Here is an 18,802-nt window from a genome sequence, read left to right on the forward strand (position 1 = left end):
CACCCCGATGAGGCAGCCCCCTCAGAGACACTTGCTACATTGCGCAACTGTACAACTATTGGGTGGGGCTGACCGTCTCTCCTCATAGGTTCAGTCACACGGACGAGGGGGCGCGCACATGGCAGGCAGGCGCGGGGGGTCGAACCGCCTTCAGGGCCAGGGCGCAGGGACCGGGCGGCGCAAGAAGCTCAGCAAGGTGAAGATCGGGATCGCGACAGTGGTCGCGGTGCTGGTCCTGCTCACCGCGGGCGCCGGCTGGATCTACTTCAGACTCGACGGGAACATCGACACCTTCAGTGCCGACGGCATCTCCGGCGACCGGCCTCCCGCCTCCACGCACGGCTCGAACGTGCTGGTCATCGGAACGGACGCGCGCACCGACGGCAACAGCGACCTGGGCGGCGGCGACAAGGACGACATCGGCCGCTCGGATACGGCGTTCCTGCTGCACACCTATGCCGACCAGAAGCACGCCGTCGCGGTCTCGATCCCCCGCGACACCCTGGTCGACATCCCGCCGTGCCGGCTGCCCGACGGAAGCTGGACCAAGGGACAGCACAACACCATGTTCAACGAGGCCTATTCGGTGGGTCAGAGCGCCAACGGCAACCCGGCGTGCACGCAGAACACGGTGGAGAAGCTGACCGGGCTGCGCGTCGACCACACCGTGGTCGTCGACTTCAAGGGCTTCGCGCAGATGACCAAGGCCGTCGGCGGTGTCCCGGTCTGCCTGCCCCAGGACGTCTACCAGAAGGACCTCAACCCCAACCGGGCCACCCGGGGCGACCAGATCTTCGCCAAGGGCCCGCAGACGGTGGCCGGACAGAAGGCCCTCGACTACGTACGGATCCGGCACGGCATCGGCGACGGCTCCGACATAGGGCGCATCAAGCGCCAACAGGCCTTCGTCGCGGCCCTGTTGAAGAAGGTGAAGAGCGACGGCCTGAACCCCACCCGGCTGCTGCCGCTCGCGGACGCGGCGACGAAGTCGCTGACGGTGGACCCGGGGCTGGGCTCCGCAGGGAAGATGCTGTCGTTCGCGATGTCGCTGAAGAGCATCGACCTGCACGACACCAAGTTCGTCACCCTTCCTTGGCGTTACCAGGGCGACCGGGTCGCGATCGTGCACCCGGACGCCGAGGCTTTGTGGGCCGTACTGAAGGCCGACCGCACCCTGGACGGGCAGGACGCCGGCGGCCACCACGACAAGCAGGCCGCGGCCTCGCCTTCACCCGGCGCCACCGAGCAGGTCTCCGGCAAGGGCATCTCGGTCGCCGTCTACAACGGGACCACCGAGACGGGTCTGGCCTCGCGCGCCGCCGACACCCTCACCGAGCACGGCTTCACCGTCACGAGCACCGCGACGGCGGCCAGCCAGAGCCACCAGAACACGGTGATCAAGTACGAGTCCGGCCACAAGGACCAGGCCGACACCGTCGCCCGCCTCTTCCCCGGCGCGGACGTGCAGGAGTCCGCGACCGCCAGCGGCGTCAGCGTGATCCTCGGCACGGCATACGCCGACACGTCCGCCGCCTCACCCACACCGACCACGGTGCCTTCCAACGTGGCAGACGGCGCCCGGTCCGCCGACGACGACCCCTGCTCCAACCTCTCGTACGGATAAGCCTGTCCGCACACGTCAGGCCGTCCCGGTACGGCGATGCCGGGATGCTGCCCACGTCAGGGCCCGAGTCAGCCGTCCTCGATGTCCGAGATGAGCTTGGTGCTCAGGTCGCTCTGCACCGCCAGCCGGGTGTGCCCGGCGTCCGGGCCGGTACCCCAGGTGAGCGTGACGGTGGTGAACAGGTGCCCCGCACCGGAGTCGTGGTAGCGGACTTCCCAGTGGGTGGGCACGTCCTGGGCACGCAGGACGCCGTCGGCGTGGTTGGCCTCCTCCCAGGCGGCCAGACGCTGACGGAGATCCTCCGTGAGGTAGTGGGCACGAAGCTCCTGGCCCAGGTCATCGGTTCCGTCGTCGACGGCGTCGACGTAGGCACCGTAGAAGTCGGCCACCCGATCGACTGCCGAGTCCGGGCTTCCGGCGCGGACCGCGTCGCCTGACTGATCATCCGGCATGGATTCCCCCCTTGGGAAACTGTTGCTTACCCACTCGCTTGGCGACACATTGCCCAAGTCCTTCCGGAAACAGTCCTTTTAGCGAATATGAGGCTGAACGTGATGTTCTGGCCATAACCCGCGAACGGGTGGGGGCAACAGCCCGCATCGACCGCTCTCCACGGACAGCAAGGACACGGACGGAATTATGGACCAGTGAACCCCACTCACTTTGGCCCTGTCCACGGGACCATGACCACGGCAGGGTGAGAGGACCTTGAACCTTTCGGAGGTCCCCTTGAGCAGTGCGTTCCTGCTGACCACCCTGGCGGTGGTCGCCACTCCCGGCACCGGTGTGCTGTACACCCTGTCCGCCGGTCTGTCCCACGGCCGCCGGGCGAGCGTCGTCGCCGCGCTCGGCTGCACGCTCGGGATCGTGCCGCATCTGCTGGCGACCATCACGGGGCTCGCCGCTCTGCTGCGCACCAGCCCGGTCGCGTACGACGTGGTCAAGTACGCCGGTGTCGGCTACCTGTTGTACATGGCGTGGGCGACACTGCGCGACAAGGATGTGCTCACCGTCGAGACCAGGGACGAGCCCCGTCCGACCATCCACGTGATTGCCTCCGGGATCCTCGCCAACCTCCTCAACCCGAAGCTCACCATGTTCTTCGTCGCGTTCCTGCCGCAGTTCGTCCCCGTCGACGAGCCCGGCTCCCTCCAGGCGATGCTGCGGCTCAGCGCGGTGTTCATGGCGCTGACCTTCGTGGTCTTCGCCGCATACGGCTTGTGCGCGGCCTCCGTACGCGACCATGTGCTGGCCCGGCCGAAGGTGATGACCGGTCTGCGCCGCGTGTTCGCCGTCGGTTTCCTGGGCCTGGGCGCACGGCTGGCGGTGGCGTGAGCATGCGATTCCGACACGCGGACGCGCTCCGCTCCGACTACCCCGAACTCACGGCCGGAGTGCTCCACGCCACCGGCATCCACCCCGCCGTCGACACCGGCCCCGCGGTCGCGGCGTACACCTCCCGGGCCACGGCCCGGCTGGCCGGATCCGCCGAGGGTGCGTTGCCCGAAGTCCTGGCCTGGCGGCGCACGTTCACGCGGATGGGGCTCAGGCCGACACAGTACCGCTGCGCCTCGGAGTCGCTGCTGCGGCGGCTGCGCAAGGACGGGGAACTGCCGCGTATCCATCCGGTGGTCGACCTGTGCAACGCGATCTCGGTCGCGTACGCCGTGCCGGTCGCGGTCCTCGACGCCGACCGCATCACCGGCCCGCTCCTGGAAGTGCGTTACGCCCATGGCGACGAGCGGTACACGACCTTCGGAGGTGACACCGAGCGCCCCGCGCCCGGCGAGGTGACCTTCGTCGACTCCGCCGGACACGCGCACGCCCGCCGCTGGACCAACCGGCAGAGCGGGTACTCCGCGGTCGGCCGGCGCACCAGCCGGATCCTGGTGGTGGCAGAAGCCATGCACGACGGCGGCGCACAGGTCATGCCGGAGCTTTTGCGGACGGTCGCCCGGGAGCTCGCCGCGCACTGGTCCGTCGAGCCCACGACAGCGCTCCTCACCGCCTCCGCACCGGAGTTCGACTTCGACGAGCAGGTGCTACGACCGGACGACCAGGTGTCCGCGCCGACGGACGGGCGGGCACTCCCGTCGTACAGCGGGCCCGGCCGCGCATGACACCATGAGTTGGTGAACGAGGGGGAACGGGCGATGGGCGCCGCATCCACGGCGGCGGCGCCGGACGGCGCATCACCCGCGTACGGCTCCGACTTCCTGCAACTCGACGCGGGCACCGCCCCCGAGGGCGGCAAGGCGGACTGGCTCGCCGGGCGGTTGCGGCAGGCGATAGCCGACGGACGACTGGCACTGGGCAGCAGGCTGCCGCCCACCCGTGTGCTCGCCGCCGAACTGCGCGTCTCCCGGGGCGTGGTCACCGAGGCGTACCGGCGGCTGACCGAGGACGGCCAGGTCGAGGGGCGGCGACGCGGCGGCACGGTGGTGGTCGCCGCACCGCAGGAGCCACCGCCGGCCCGTCCCGCGACCGTGCCCGCCCAGGGCGCCGCGTCGGGCGCGCTCTTCGCAAACGCGCCCGGCGCCGACGTCTTCGACGCGCTGCGCGCCGCTCCCGCCCGTATCGACTTCACGCCCGGTCGGCCCGACCTCGCCGCGTTCCCGCGGACCGCCTGGCTGCGCGCCGAACGGGCCGTGCTCGCCGAGCTCTCCGCCGACCAGCTCGGCTACGGCGACCCGCGCGGCGACCTGCGGCTGCGCCGGGCCGTCGCGGACTGGCTGGCGCGCGGCCGGGGAATCCGGGCCGAGCCCGACGAGGTGCTGATCGTGGCCGGGACCGCGCAGTCCCTCACCCTGCTCCATCCCGTACTGCGGGCCGACGGCATCGACAGCGTCGCGGTGGAGGACCCGGGTGCGCTCGGCGCCCGGCAGCACCTGAGCAACGGGGGTCTGGCGACGCCGCCGGTGCCGGTCGACGACGACGGCGTGCGCGTCGACGCCCTGCGCGCGACCGGCGCCCGCGCGGTCCTGCTCACCCCCGCGCACCAGTTCCCCATGGGTGTGGTGACGAGCGGCGAGCGGCGCCGCGAGCTGCTGCGCTGGGCGGAGGACGGCGGGCTGATCATCGAGGACGACTACGACGCGGAGCACCGCTACGACCGGCCGCCGGTGCCCGCGCTGCGGTCCCTGCTGGCCGACCGGGTGTGCTACTCGGGCAGCGTCTCCAAGCTGCTCGCGCCCGCGCTGCGCATCGGCTGGGTGGTGCCTCCTCCCCGCTACCGCGACGCGTTGACGGACGCCAAGCGCTTCGTCGACCTGGGCAACCCCGTGCTGCCTCAGCTGGTACTCGCCCGGCTGATGGAGTCCGGCGACCTCGAACGCCATCTGCGCCTGCTGCGCGGACGCCACCGGTGCCGCCGCGACGCGATGATCGGCGCCATCGCCGAGCACCTGCCCGGCGCGACCGTGCACGGCGCCGCCGCGGGCCTGCATCTGACGCTCACCTACACACCCGCCGTGCCCGACACCGTCCTCGCCGCCGCAGCGCTCGCCCGGGGCGTGAAGTGCCAGCCGCTGTCGTGGCACACCCAGCTCCCCGGCCGCCCCGGCCTCGTACTCGGTTACGCCGCGACCCCGCCGGGCGCGATCGCCGAGGGGGTGGCGGCGCTGGGCGAGGTGCTGCGAGAGCTGGACTGACGTCTGTGCACTCTACTTGAGGCGCCGGGCGCCGCGGCGGCTACCTAGGGGCCTCCGCCACCGGCGTCGGCAGGTCCCGCAGGGTGCGCAGGGGGCCCTTCAACAGCAGCAGCGCGCACAGGGCGTTGCCCGCGTACAGGATCCACAGGGCGTCGCGGTCGCCGACGGCCATGCCCAGGGCGCCGCCCAGCAGGCTGCCGACCGGCACCGTTCCGTACATCACGAAGCGGATGCCGGAGCTGACCCGGCCGAGCATCTCGGGCGGGCAGTACGTCTGGCGGAAGCTGACGATGACGACGTTTCCGGCGACGATCCCGGCCATCAGGCAGAACTCGCCCACCAGGAAGGCCAGCAGCCCCGCGCCACCCCCGGTCAGGGGGATCAACAGGCCGAACGGACCGGCACCGAAGGCGCACAGCAGGACCGCGCGGGCCGTGCCGACCCGGCGGGCCAGGCGCGGCGCGAGCACCGCGCCCAGCACACCGCCGAGCCCGGCCAGGGCGATCAGCACACCGACGACAGTGCCGTCGGCGCCGACCGTGCGCCGCAGGAACACGATCGCCAGGGACTGGGCACCGGCCAGGAAGAGGTTCATCGCCGCGTCGCAGGCGAGGATCGTCCGCAGGAACGGATCACCGGCGAGGAAGGCGACGCCGTCGCGGATCTCCCGCACCAGCGCCTTCTTCCCGGACGCACGCTCCTCGCCGCCCGGCGGGCTCTCCGGGGTGCGGATCCTGGCCAGCAGCACGGCCGAGACCAGGAAGCTCAGCCCGTCGGCGAGAAACCCGACGGCCGCGCTCCCGGCCTGGGCCAGGGCGCCGCCCACGCCCGGGGCGACGACGTCGGCGGCGGACTCGCTGGTCTGCAACCGGGCGTTGCCGTCCGCGAGTTGCTCGGCGGGCAGCAGAGACGGCAAATACGCGCTGTAGGCCGCCCGGAAGAACACATCGGCCGTGCCCAAAAGCAGCGACACCATAAGCAGCTGAGTGGTCGTCAGGGCGTCCAGCCACGCCGCGGCGGTCAGGGAGAGCATCAGGGCCGCCGAGACGGTGTTGCACACGATCATCACCGGCCGCCGTCGCATCCGGTCCGTCCAGGCGCCCACCGGCAGGCCGATGAGCAGCCAGGGCAGCCATGCGGCGGCATTGAGCAGGCCCATGGTGAACGAGTCGGCGCCGAGCGCGTCCACCGCGATCAGCGGCAGCAGGACGCGGGTCGCCGCGCTGCCGAACTGGCTCACCGACTCCCCCGTCCACAGCAGCCGGAAGTCGCGGTGGCGCAGGGGGCCCGACGCCTTCTCCTGCCGGGCCGTCGCCGCCGCGCTCATCGGCGCACCAGCGCTTCGCCGACCAGTGCGCGGCGCAGCAGCGCCCCGATCTGGGAGGCCGGCTTCGGCGTCATCATCTCGCCGTGGGTGCAGGGCGCTTCATGGTGGGTGATCCGGCCGGTGAGGTAGGGCCGCCAGGTCTCCGGATCCGGTGCGTCGGCCTCGTGCGCGGCCGATACGAGGGTGAGGTCCCCGTCGAACACGCTGGGGCGGTGGTCCACCGCGAGCGTGTCGTGGTGGACGAACGTCTCGCCCAGCGCGGCGACCGTCCGCTCGTCGAGTGCCGCCAGCGGGCCGTCCGCCGTACGGGCCGTGCGCAGGAAGTCCGGCGGGGACAGCGGCTCGGTGGCGGGGAGTGATCCGGTCATGTACCCGAGGGAGTCGAGCAGTTCCCGCAGCGGGTCGGCCATGGGCTCCGCCTCCGCGCCCGGGTAGCCGTCGAGCAGCACCGGCGGCGCCACCTCCTGGCCCGCCTCGCGCAGCCGCACCGCGACCGCGTGCGCGACCAGGGCGCCGAAGGACCAGCCGAGGAGGTGGTACGGGCCGGTCGGCTGGACCGTGCGGATGAGGGCCGCGTAGTCGTCGGCCATCTCCGCCACGCTCGCGGGCCGCGCCCCCGGCTCGGCCTGCAGGGCGTGCACGGGCCGGTCGGGCCCGACGTGGTCCAGGAGTTCCCGGTAGACCCAGCCGATACCGGCGCCCGGGTGGACGCAGAACAGCGGGGGCTCCCCCACTAGGCCGGGCTGAAGGGTGATCAGCGGCGCCGACGGCTCGTCGTCGGTGCGGCCGCTCCCCGCGCGGGCGGCGAGACCCGCGACGGTGGGGGCGGCGAACAGGTCCTGCACGCCCAGCTCCTCGCCCAGCGTCTCGCGGACGCGGGACATGAGCCGGGCCGCCAGCAGCGAGTGGCCGCCCAGCGCGAAGAAGCCGTCCTGTGCGCCGACGCTGCCCTCCGGCAGGCCCAGGACCTCGGCGAACAGGGCCGCGATGACCTTCTCCCGTGGGGTCCGGGGAGCCACGCCCGCCGTCCGGGCGCCCTCCGGTGCGGGCAGCGCCGCCCGGTCGAGCTTGTCGTTGGGCGTACGCGGGAACGCGTCGAGGACGACGAACGCCGACGGCACCATGTGGTCGGGCAGCACGGCGGCCAAGTGGGCCCGCAGCACGTCGGGTTCAAGAGCGGCAGCGTCCTGTACCGGGACGGCGTATCCGACCAGGCGGTCGCCGCCCGGCCCGTCGCCTCGCACCGCGACCGCCGCCTGCGCGACGCCCGGGGCGTCGGCGAGCGCGGCCTCGATCTCTCCGAGTTCGATGCGGAAGCCGCGGATCTTGACCTGGTCGTCGGCGCGGCCGAGGTAGTCGAGACGGCCCTGGCGGTCCCAGCGGACCAGGTCGCCGGTGCGGTACATCCGCGCTCCCGGCTCGAACGGGCAGGCCACGAAGCGGCCGGCGGTCAGCCCCGGCCGACCGAGGTAGCCGCGCGCGAGCCCGGCCCCGGCGAGATAGAGCTCGCCCCGTACGCCCGGCGCCACCGGGCGCAGGGTCTCGTCCAGCACATAGGCGCGGGTGTTGGCGACCGGCTGGCCGATCAGCGGGCGTTCGCTGCCGGAGGTCTGCCACCACAGGGCGTCGACGGTGCACTCGGTGGGCCCGTACAGATTGAAGCCGATCAGTCCGTCGGTGCGGCGCAGCCGGGTCCACAGCTTCTCGTCCGCGGCCTCGCCGCCGATGAGCAGCACGCTCGGCGGGGCGTCGAGCAGCCCCTCCTCGACCAGTTGCGCGGCGTGGGTGGGGGTGACGTCGACGACGTCGAGGGCGGCCGCGGCGATGTGGCGGACGAAGGCGGCCGCGTCGCGGCGGACGGCGTCGCCGATCAGATGGAGCTCGTGCCCGGCCACCAGCCACATCAGGCCGTCCAGGGACGCGTCGAAGGAGAGCGAGGCAGCCAGCGCCACCCGCAACTGCCTTTCTGGGGTGGCCTGTTCGGCGGCGGCGATGGTGTTGGCGCAGTGGAAGGCGTGGAGGTTGCGCAGGGCCGCGTGGTCGACGACGACGCCCTTGGGGCGGCCGGTGGAGCCGGAGGTGTAGACGATGTACGCGGCGTCGCCGGGGCGCGGCACCCGGCCCGGCCCGTCGGCGGGGTGCGCGGCCATGACCGCCTCGTCGTCGACGAGGATCCGGGGCGGGCGGGCGGCGTCGCCCAGGGGCAGCCCGGCGGCGGTCGCGGTGTCGGTCACCAGGAGCGCGGGGGCGGAGTCGGCGAGCATATGGGCGATGCGCTCGCTGGGGTACTCGGTGTCGAGGTGGACGAAGGTGGCGCCAGCCTTGAGGACGGCCAGCAGGGCGGCGACGGAGTCGGCCGAGCGGGGCAGCGCCAGCGCGACCACCTGTTCCGGCCCGACTCCGGCGGCGATCAGGCGGTGGGCGAAGCGGTTGGAGCGGGCGTCGAGTTCGGCGAAGGTGAGCCGGGTGTCGTCGTGGACGAGTGCGGTGGCCTGCGGGGTGCGCGCCGCCTGCGCCGCGAACAGCTCGGGCACGGTGGCGGCGGGAACCGGCAGCGCGGTGTCGTTCCACTCCGTCAGCAGCTGGTGCAGGTCCGCCTGCGTCAACGGGTCGGCGGCGGCGACGGGTTGGTGCGGCTCGGCGGCGAGCTGTCCCAGCACCCGGGTCAGCCCGGCGGCGACGGTCTCGGCGGTGGCCCGGTCGAAGAGCTCGGCCGCGTACTCCACGTGTCCGGCGATGCCCGCCGGGGTGCCGTCGGCGGTGTACCGCTCCTGGACGTCCACGGTCAGGTCGAACTGGGCCACGTCGAAGCGGAACGGCTCGGGACAGACGTCCAGACCGGCCAGCTCCAGTGCGCCGTCGGTACCGTCCTGGACCTGGAGCATCACCTGGAAGAGGGGGTGGCGTGCGAGGGAGCGCTCGGGGTTGAGCGCCTCCACGACCCGCTCGAAGGGCACGTCCTGCCGCTCGTACGCCTCCAGATCCGATTCCCGTACGCGGTCGAGGAGTTCGGTGAACGTGGGATCGCCCGACACATCCGTACGCAGCACCAGGGTGTTGACGAAGAACCCGACCAAGTCGTCCAGCGCCTCATCCCCGCGTCCCGCCACCGGGGTGCCGATCGGGATGTCGCCGCCCGCGCCCAGCCGGGACAGCAGCACGGCGAGACCGGCCTGCACCACCATGAACGGGGTGCAGCCGTGTTCGCGGGCGAGTTCCAGCAGGCGGGCGTGGAGTTCGGCGTCCAGCTCCACCGGCACCGCCGCCCCGGTGAAGCCCGGCGCGGCCGGTCGCGGCCGGTCGAACGGGAGCGCCAGCTCCACAGGGAGCCCGGTCAATTCCTGGCGCCAGAAGTCGAGTTGACGGGACAACAGGGCGGCCGGGTCGCCCTCCTCCCCCAGCAGCTCGCGCTGCCAGAGCGTGTAGTCCACGTACTGCACCGGCAGCGGCGCGAACTGCGGCGCACGCCCGTCACGACGTGCCTCGTACGCCTCGGCAAGATCATTGAAGAGGGGGCCCCAGGACCAGCCGTCGAGGGCGATGTGGTGCACGACGAGCGCGAGAACGTGCTCGTCCTGGGCCGTTCGGTAGAGCGCCGCACGCACGGGCGGGCGGGCGGCCAGGTCGAACGGCTCGGCCAGCAGGGCGCCCAGGGCGGCGCCGGGCCCCTCGGGACCGCAGGGGACGACGTCCAGGCGGACCGCGCTCTCGGCGGCGGGCAGCACCCGCTGGTACGGCTCGCCGTGCGTCTCGGGGAACACCGTGCGCAGCGCCTCATGACGGACCGTCACATCCGTGAGCGCCAGGGCCAGCGCATCGGCGTCCAGCGGGCCGCGCAGCCGCAGGGCGAACGGGCAGTGGTACGCGTCGCCCTGGCCGGCCCGGCTGAGGAACCACAGGCGGCGCTGGGCGGGCGAGAGCGGCGGGGCGGCGGGGCGCTGAGGTGCCGGGGCGAGCGCCGGACGCGCCTGGGCCGGGCCGTCGGTGGCGCCCGCAAGGGCGGCGAGCCCGGCGACGGTGGGGTGCTGGAACAGGTCGCGGATGCCGAGTTCGGCGCCGAGCGCCGAACGGACGCGGGAGAGCAGCCGGGTGGCGAGCAGGGAGTGTCCGCCGAGGTCGAAGAAGCTGTCCTCGGCGCCGACCGAGGGCACGCCGAGCACCTGCGCGAACAGTCCCGCCAGGATCTCCTCGCGCGGGCCGCGCGGCGGCCGGGAGGTGCTCTCTGCGGTGAAGTCGGGCGCGGGCAGCGCGGCGCGGTCCAGCTTGCCGTTGCGGTTCATGGGGAAGCTCTCCACGGCCACGAACGCCGACGGGATCATGTGGTCGGGCAGGTGCTCGGCGAGCTGCTTGCGCAAGGAGCCCGCCTGCGCGCTCGTGCCCGCAGCCGGGACCACGTACGCCACCAGGCGCTTGCCGCCGGGGCCGCCGTCGCGGGCGATCACCGCGGCCTGGGCGACCTGCGGGCAGCGGCGCAGCGCGGCCTCCACCTCGCCGGGCTCGATGCGGAAGCCGCGGATCTTGACCTGGTCGTCGGCCCGGCCGAGGTAGTCGAGGCGGCCGTGGCGGTCCCAGCGGACCAGGTCGCCGGTGCGGTACATCCGCGCTCCCGGCTCGAACGGGCAGGCCACGAAGCGGCCGGCGGTGAGGGCGGGGCGGTTGAGGTAGCCGCGGGCCAGGCCTTGGCCTGCAAGGTAGAGCTCGCCCGCGACGCCCGGGCCGACCGGGCGCAGCCGCTCGTCGAGGACGTAGGCGCGGGTGTTGGCGAGCGGGAGGCCCACCAGCGGCTCCTCGCTGTCGGCGGCGTCCCACCACAGGGTGTCGACGCTGCACTCGGTCGGGCCGTAGAGGTTGTGGCAGAGCACGCCCTCGGCGGCGCGGACCCGGGTCCACAGGGTCCGGCCCGCCGCCTCGCCGCCGAGCAGCAGCACGCTCGGGCGGCCGGGGCCGTCCAACAGCCCCTCCTCGACCAGCTGTTCGGCGTAGGTGGGCGTCACGTCGAGCGCGTCGATGCCGCTCGCGGCGATGTGGCGGACCAGGGCGGCGGCGTCGCGGCGGGTGTCGTCGTCGACGAGGTGCAGCTCATGGCCCGCCACCATCCACAGCAGCCCTTCCCAGGAGGTGTCGAAGGAGAGCGCGGCGGTCAGCGCCGTGCGCATCCGGCGGCCGCCGCCCAGCTCCTCGGCGCGGGCGATGACCCCGGCGCGGTGGAAGGCGTAGAGGTTGCGCAGTCCGGCGTGGTCGATCACCACGCCCTTGGGTTCGCCGGTGGATCCGGAGGTGTGGATGACGTACGCGGCGTGGTGCGGGTGGATGGCGCGGCCGAGGTCGCTCGTCGGGAAGCGGCTGGGGGCGTCGACGAGGACATGGCCGGCGGCCGTGGCCGGCAGGTCGGGCGCGGTGGCGCGGTCGGTGACGACCGCGGTCGCGGTGGCGAGCAGCTTGGCGATGCGCTCGGCCGGGTAGTCGGTGTCGACGGGGACGAACGCGGCGCCGGACTTGAGCACCGCCAGCAGCGCGACCACCGACTCCGCCGAGCGGGGCAGCGCCAGCGCGACCAGGTCCTCGGCGCCGACTCCGTGCGCGACCAGGCGGTGGGCGAGGGAGTTGGCCCGCGTGTTGAGCTCGGCGAAGCTGAGCGCGGTGTCCCGGAAGACCAGGGCGGTCGCGTCCGGGGTGCGGGCGGCCTGCGCCTCGAACAGCTCCGGCAGGGTCTGCTCGGGCACCGGGGCCGCGGTGTCGTTCCACCCGCTGAGGACCTGGTGGCGCTGCTCGGCGGAGAGCGGGTCGGCGAGCGTGGCCGGTCGCGCGGGGTCGGCGGTCAGCTGCTCCAGTACGCGGGTGAGCGCGGCGGCGACGCCGGTGGCGGTCTCCCGGTCGAAGAGGTCGCTGGCGTACTCCAGCGCTCCGGTGATTCCGGCCGGGGCGCCGTGCGCGTCCCGCCGCTCGTGGAAGTCCACGGTCAGGTCGAACTTGGCGATGTCCCAGCCGACCGGCTGCTCGGCGCAGGCCACGCCGGGCAGCGCGAACGCCGGGCCCTCGCCGCTCTCCAGGGTCATCATGACCTGGAAGAGGGGGTGGCGGGCGAGGGAGCGCTCGGGGTTGAGCGCCTCCACGACCCGCTCGAAGGGCACGTCCTGCCGCTCGTACGCCTCCAGATCCGACTCCCGTACGCGGTCGAGGAGTTCGGTGAACGTGGGATCGCCCGACACATCCGTACGCAGCACCAGGGTGTTGACGAAGAACCCGACCAGATCGTCGAGCGCCTCGTCCTCACGCCCCGCCACCACCGTGCCCAGCGGGATGTCCGTCCCCGCGCCCAGCCGCGACAGCAGCACCGCGAGACCGGCTTGGAGGGCCATGAACAGGGTGCAGCCGTGCTCCCGGGCCACCTCGGCGAGGCGCGCGTGGAGTGGGGCGTCCAGCTCCACCGGCACCGAACCGCCCGCGAAGCTCGCCACCGCCGGGCGCGGCCGGTCGTACGGCAGCGCCAGCTCCGCCGGAAGCCCGGCCAACTCCTCGCGCCAGTAGCCGAGCTGACGGTTAATCACGCTCTCGGGGTCGTCCTCCTCGCCCAGCGTCTCGCGCTGCCATACGGCGTAGTCGGCGTACTGCACCGGCAGCGGCGCGAACTCAGGCGCATGCCCGCCACCGCGCGCCTCGTACGCCCTGGCGAGGTCGCCCAGGAGCGGGCCCCACGACCAGCCGTCGGTGGCGATGTGGTGGAGCACCAGGGACAGGACGAACTCGTCGTCCCCCAGGACGAACAGACAGGCCCGTACCGGCAGTTCGGCGGCCAGGTCGAAGACGTGACCCGCCTCGTCGGCGAGGGCGGACGCCAGGGCGTCCTCGGTGGTCTCGACCACCTTCAGGGTCGGCGTCCGGTCCAGGACATGCTGTACGGGCTCGCCGTCGACCTCGGGGTAGACGGTCCGCAGCACCTCGTGCCGGGCGGCCACGTCGCCGAGGGCCGCCGCCAGCGCCGCCCGGTCGAGCCTGCCGGTCAGTCGGGTGGTCAGGGGGCAGTTGTAGGCCGAGCCGGTCTCGGGCATCCGGTTGAGGAACCACAGCCGTCGTTGGGCGAAGGAAACGGGGTACACGGGATTCTCCTGAAAAAGTACGCGGGGACGACGGGGTGGTTCAGCTGCCGAGGCGGCGCAGCGCGGGACGCGCCTTGGGGGCGGTGGCCAGCCGGGCGGCGGTCCTGGCCGGGGTCGGGTGCTGGAACAGGTCGCGGATCTTCAGCTCCAGACCGAGCTCCGTGCGGATGCGGCTGATCAGCCGAGTCATCAGCAGCGAGTGGCCGCCGAGGGCGAAGAAGTTGTCGTCCGCGCCGACCTCCGCGCGGTCGAGCACCTCGGCGTAAAGCTCGCGCACGCGCCGCTCGACGTCGTCCGCCGCGCCGGCCCGCTCGGCCGGGCCGGTCGCCATCGCGGGCCCCTGGTCCGACGTGCGGCGGGTGAGCCCTTCGAGCGCGCTCACCTTCCGCTCGGGGTGGTGCGCGAACTGCTTCAGCGCGGCGAGCAGGTCATGCGCCAGTCGCTCGGCGCCCGCCGGGTCGAACAGCTCGGTGGCGTAGGTCAGTTCGCCGCTCATGCCGAGCGGGCTGCCGTCCTCGGCGCGGCTCTCGACGACGTCGACGCCGAGGTCGAACTTCGACACCCGCGACTCGACGGGAACGCCCTCGGCCGCGACGCCCGGCAGCAGGGGCACGGCCGGAGCCTCGCCCTGCACCTGGAGCAGCACCTGGAACAGGGGGTGGCGGGCGAGGGACCGCTCGGGGTTGAGCGCCTCGACGACCCGCTCGAAGGGCACGTCCTGGTGGGCGAAGGCCGCGAGGTCGACCTCGCGGATGCGGTGCAGCAGCTCGGCGAAGGTGGGGTCGCCCGCCAGGTCGGTGCGCAGCACCAGGGTGTTGACGAAGAACCCGACCAGGTCGTCCAGCGCCTCGTCGGCGCGCCCCGCCACCACCGTGCCGATGGGGATGTCCGTCCCCGCGCCCAGCCGCGACAGCAGCGCGCCCAGTGCCGCCTGCACGACCATGAACACGGTGCAGCCGTGTTCGCGGGCCACGGCCGACAGCCGCGTGTGCAGGTCGGCGTCCACCTGGACGGGCACCGAACCGCCCGCGAAGCTCGCTATTTCCGGACGGGTCCGGTCGTACGGCAGGGCCAGCTCCGCCGGGAGGGCGCTGAGCTCCTTGCGCCAGAAGTCGAGCTGACGGGAGATCAGGCTGTCCGGGTCGCTCTCCGCGCCCAGCGTCTCGCGCTGCCAGAGCGTGTAGTCCACGTACCGCACCGGCAGCGGCGCGAACCGCGGCTCGCGGCCGTCGCGGCGCGCCTCGTACGCCGTGGCCAGGTCGTCCAGGAGGGGGCCCCATGACCAGCCGTCGGTGGCGATGTGGTGGAGCACCAGGACGAGGACGAAGTCCTCGGCGCCGAGCTCGAAGAGGTGGGCGCGCAGGGGAAGTTCCCCGGCGAGGTCGAACTCGTAGCCCGCCGCACGTCGTACGGCGTCGGACAGCGCCTCCTCCGTGATCCGCTCGGTCTCCAGCGCCACCGCCGCGTCGGCGCCGGTGAGCAGCTGGAGCTGCGGCTCGCCGTCGGACTCGGGGAAGACGGTGCGCAGCACCTCGTGCCGGGCGGTCAGATCGCCGAGGGCTTCGGCCAGGGCCGCCGGATCCACGGGGCCGCGCAGCCGGTAGGCGAAGGGGACGTTGTAGCTCGCGGAGTGCTCCTCCGCCTGGTGGACGAACCACAGCCGCTGCTGGGCGAAGGAGAGCGGCGGCCGGGCGGGCAGCTCGTGGCGGCGCAGCGCCGGGCGGGCGTCCTCGGCGCGGGCGGCGAGCTCCGCCAGGGCCGCGACCGTCTGGGCCTGGAAGACGTCGCGCAGCGATAGTTCGACGCCCAGAGCCGTGCGGATGCGGCTGACCAGGCGGGTGGCGAGCAGCGAGTGGCCGCCCAGGTCGAAGAATCCGGCGTCGGCGGGGACGGTGGCCAGACCCAGCAGTTCTCCGAAGAGACCGGCCAGGATCTCCTCCTGCGGGGTGCGGGGCGCGCGGCTGGCGGCGGCCGTGAGCGCGGGTGCCGGGAGCGCCCGGTAGTCGACCTTTCCGTTGGGGGTGAGCGGGAGTTCGTCCAGCAGGACGAGGTGGGCGGGGATCATGAAGTCGGGCAGCAGGCCCGCGAGTCGGGTGCGCAGCTCGGCCTCACTGGCCTCGCCGACCACATGGCCGACCAGGCGCTTGTCGCCGTCGTCGGCGGTGTGCACGGTGACCACGGCCTGGCGCACGCCCGGGCAGGCGGCGAGCACCGTCTCCACCTCGCCCGGCTCGACCCGGAAGCCCCGGATCTTCACCTGCTGGTCCGCGCGGCCGAGGAACTCCAGCAGACCGTCGGCACTCCAGCGCGCCAGGTCACCGGTGCGGTACATCCGGGTGCCGGCAGCGCCATGGGGGTCGGCGACGAACCGCTCGGCGGTGAGCGCCGGCAGGCCCCGGTAGCCGCGGGCGACTCCCGCGCCGGCGAGGTAGAGCTCGCCGGGGGTGCCGGGCGGCACCGGGCGCAGCCGCTCGTCCAGGACGTAGGTGCGGGTGTTGTCGAGGGGACGGCCGATCGGCACCGGGCCGTGGACGTCGTCGGTGATCAGATGGGAGGTGGCGCACAAGGTCGCCTCGGTCGGTCCGTACAGATGGCGCACGGCGATGCCGGGGCAGGCCGCACGCACCGCCTGCACGGCGGCCGCGCCGACCATGTCGCCGCCGGTCAACACCTCCCGTACGGTCGCCAGGATCTCCGGGCGCTCCTCCGCGACCACGCGGAAGAGTCCGGCGGTGAGGTGGACGGCGGTGATCCGCTCGTCGTGGATGAGTGCGCCCAGGGCGGCGACGGTGAGTTCGCGTTCGGGGGCGACGACCACCTCCCAGCCCGACAGGAGGGCCACCCACAGTTCGTAGTCGGCGATGTCGAAGGCGTGCGGCGCGTGGAACAGGACGCGGTGGCCTTCGGTGGTGTGCCAGCCCCGGTCGTTCGCGAGGTCGAGCAGGTTCTGGTGGGTGACCGCGACGCCCTTGGGCTCGCCGGTGGAGCCCGAGGTGTGCATGAGGTACGCGAGCTGCCCCGCCAGGACCCGGGGTGCGGGGGCGGTGTCCGGGCCGGCCGGTGCATCGGCGGCGGTGACCAGGACGGTACGGGCGCGGTCCGCCTCGAACGCCTGGAACGCCTCGTCCACGAGCAGCACCGGGCAGCCGGTGTCGTCGAGGATCCGCCGCATGCGCGCGGCGGGGTAGCTGGTGTGCAGCGGCACATACGCGCCGCCCGCCTTCAGGACGGCCAGCATCGCCACGACGACTTCCGGGGAGCGGTGCATCAGGATACCGACGGGGGTCTCGGCGCCGACTCCGAGCGCGGTGAGGCGGTGGGCGAGCGCGTCGGCGCGGGCGTCGAGCTCGCGGTAGGTGAGGTGGGTGGCACCGTACTTCAGGGCGGTGGCGTGCGGGGTGCGGGCCGCCTGGGCCTGGAACGCCCGGTGCACGGTGTCGGGGGCATCCTGCGGCCGGGCTGCGGTAGGCAGCCAGTCACCGAGCAGACGGGCACGCTCGGCCGGCAGCACGGTCTCCAGCTGGGAGATCCGGCCCCGGGGGGCGCGGGCCACGGACGCAAGGATCGTGCGCAGCCGTTCGCCGAGGGTCTCGACGGTGCGGGCGTCGAACAGTTCGGTGCGGTACTTCACCACGGTGCGCAGTCCGGCGGGCTGCTCGGTGATCTGGAAGGCGAGGTCGAACTCGGCCTCGGTGACGTCGACTTCGGTGGTCTCCGTCTCCAGACCGACCAGCTCCAGGGCGGCGGCCGTGCCGGCCCGCCGCATGGTCAGCGCGACCTGGAAGAGCGGGTGGCGGGCGAGCGAGCGGCGCGGGTTGACCGCCTCCACGACCTGCTCGAAGGGCACGTCCTGGTAGGCGAAGGCGGCGAGGTCCGCCTCGCGGACGCGGCCGAGGAGTTCGGCGAAGGTGGGATCGCCCGACACATCCGTACGCAGCACCAGCGTGTTGACGAAGAACCCGACCAGGTCGTCCAGCGCCTCGTCCGAACGCCCCGCCACCACCGTGCCCAGCGGAACGTCCGTCCCCGCGCCCAGCCGCGACAGCAGCACCGCCAGCGCGGCCTGCACCACCATGAACACGGTGCAGCCGTGGGCGCGGGCCAGGGCGTCGAGCTCGCCGGTGAGGGCGGGGTCCAGGTCGAAGGCGTGGGCCGCGCCGGCCGGGCTCGCCACGGCGGGCCGGGGGCGGTCGGTGGGCAGGGCCAGCTCCTCGGGGAGCCCGGCCAGCGCCTCGCACCAGTGGGCGAGTTGGTCCTCGCCCTGGTCGCGCAGCAGTTCCCGGTGCCAGAGGGTGTAGTCGGCGTACTGGACCGGCAGCGGCGCCCAGTCGGGCCGCTCGCCCCGGGTGCGGGCCCGGTAGGCGCGGGCGAGGTCGTCCAGGAGCGGGCCCCAGGACTCGCCGTCGGTGGCGATGTGGTGGAGCGCGAGGACCAGGGTGCTGCGGTCGGGTCCGGCGGTGAGCAGGGCGGCCCGTATCGGTGCTTCGGCGGCGAGGTCGAAGGGGCGGGCGGCGATCTCGGCGAGGTCGGCCCGGTCCGCGTCGAGGATCTCCAGCTGGGGTGCCGCGTCTTGAAGGATCAGCTGGCGCGGCTCGCCGTCGCTCTCCGGGTAGACCGTGCGCAGGGTCTCGTGGCGCTCGGCCACATCGGCAAGGGCCGCGCGGAGCGCGTCGGTGTCGAGCGGGCCGGTCAGGCGGGCGGCGACCACGCTGTGGTAGGCGGGGTTCGGCCCGTCCAGGCGGTTCAGGAACCACAGGCGCCGCTGGGCGGCGGACAGCGGCAGCGTGGCGGGCCGCTCGGCGGGGCGCAGCGCGGGACGGGCGCGCCGGGCGCCGTCGAGGCGGGCGGCCAGCGCAGCGACCGTGGGCGCGCCGAAGATCTCGCGGATGCCCAGCTCCACACCGAGCGCGCCGCGGATCTGCGCGACCAGGCGCATGGCGAGCAGGGAGTGGCCGCCCAGTTCGAAGAAGTCGTCGTCGACGCCGACTTCGGGCAGGCCGAGGACGGCGGCGAACAGGCCCGCCAGGATCTCCTCGTGGGCGGTGCGCCGGGCGCGGCCGCCCGCGCGGTGGCCGGGGGCGGGCAGGGCGCGCCGGTCGAGCTT

Annotated in this window: 8 protein-coding genes; 4 read left to right on the forward strand and 4 right to left on the reverse strand. The window is 73.4% G+C overall.

Going from position 1 to position 18,802, the window contains the following annotated elements:
* The first annotated feature begins 118 nt into the window (after positions 1 to 118).
* On the forward strand, positions 119 to 1,624 hold the full coding sequence (locus BG418_RS09260) for an LCP family protein (RefSeq protein WP_188273237.1): 1,506 nt from the start codon (positions 119 to 121) through the stop codon (positions 1,622 to 1,624).
* A gap of 68 nt (positions 1,625 to 1,692) precedes the next feature.
* On the opposite strand, the gene BG418_RS09265 is transcribed toward BG418_RS09260, so the two are convergent.
* Entirely contained in the window at positions 1,693 to 2,076 is a 384-nt protein-coding gene (locus BG418_RS09265; protein ID WP_188273238.1) for a hypothetical protein, read from the reverse strand.
* Between the two features lie 277 nt (positions 2,077 to 2,353).
* On the opposite strand from BG418_RS09265, the gene BG418_RS09270 reads away from it, so the two are divergent.
* From BG418_RS09270 to BG418_RS09280, 3 genes are read left to right on the forward strand one after another with little or no spacing between them, the layout of a single operon-like run.
* A complete protein-coding gene (locus tag BG418_RS09270; protein WP_188273239.1) occupies positions 2,354 to 2,959 on the forward strand; it encodes a LysE family translocator in 606 nt (201 codons plus the stop codon).
* 2 nt (positions 2,960 to 2,961) lie between these two features.
* Complete coding sequence (locus tag BG418_RS09275; protein WP_188273240.1) at positions 2,962 to 3,744, forward strand: B3/4 domain-containing protein; 783 nt, start codon at positions 2,962 to 2,964, stop codon at positions 3,742 to 3,744.
* A gap of 33 nt (positions 3,745 to 3,777) precedes the next feature.
* Positions 3,778 to 5,274, forward strand: a complete 1,497-nt coding sequence (locus tag BG418_RS09280; RefSeq protein WP_188273267.1) for a PLP-dependent aminotransferase family protein — start codon at positions 3,778 to 3,780, stop codon at positions 5,272 to 5,274.
* Positions 5,275 to 5,314: 40 nt separating this feature from the next.
* Here BG418_RS09280 and BG418_RS09285 read toward each other — a convergent pair whose 3' ends face one another.
* From BG418_RS09285 to BG418_RS09295, 3 genes are all read right to left on the reverse strand, one after another.
* Entirely contained in the window at positions 5,315 to 6,601 is a 1,287-nt protein-coding gene (locus BG418_RS09285; protein WP_188273241.1) for an MFS transporter, read from the reverse strand.
* A complete protein-coding gene (locus BG418_RS40815; RefSeq protein WP_188273242.1) occupies positions 6,598 to 13,698 on the reverse strand; it encodes an amino acid adenylation domain-containing protein in 7,101 nt (2,366 codons plus the stop codon). The genes BG418_RS09285 and BG418_RS40815 overlap by 4 nt, the downstream gene beginning before the upstream one ends.
* 40 nt (positions 13,699 to 13,738) lie before the next feature.
* On the reverse strand, positions 13,739 to 18,802 hold a 5,064-nt coding region (locus BG418_RS09295; RefSeq protein WP_188273243.1), incomplete at its 5' end, for a non-ribosomal peptide synthetase.

This window comes from Streptomyces sp. CBMA152 (assembly GCF_014596475.1).
GTDB lineage: Bacteria > Actinomycetota > Actinomycetes > Streptomycetales > Streptomycetaceae > Streptomyces.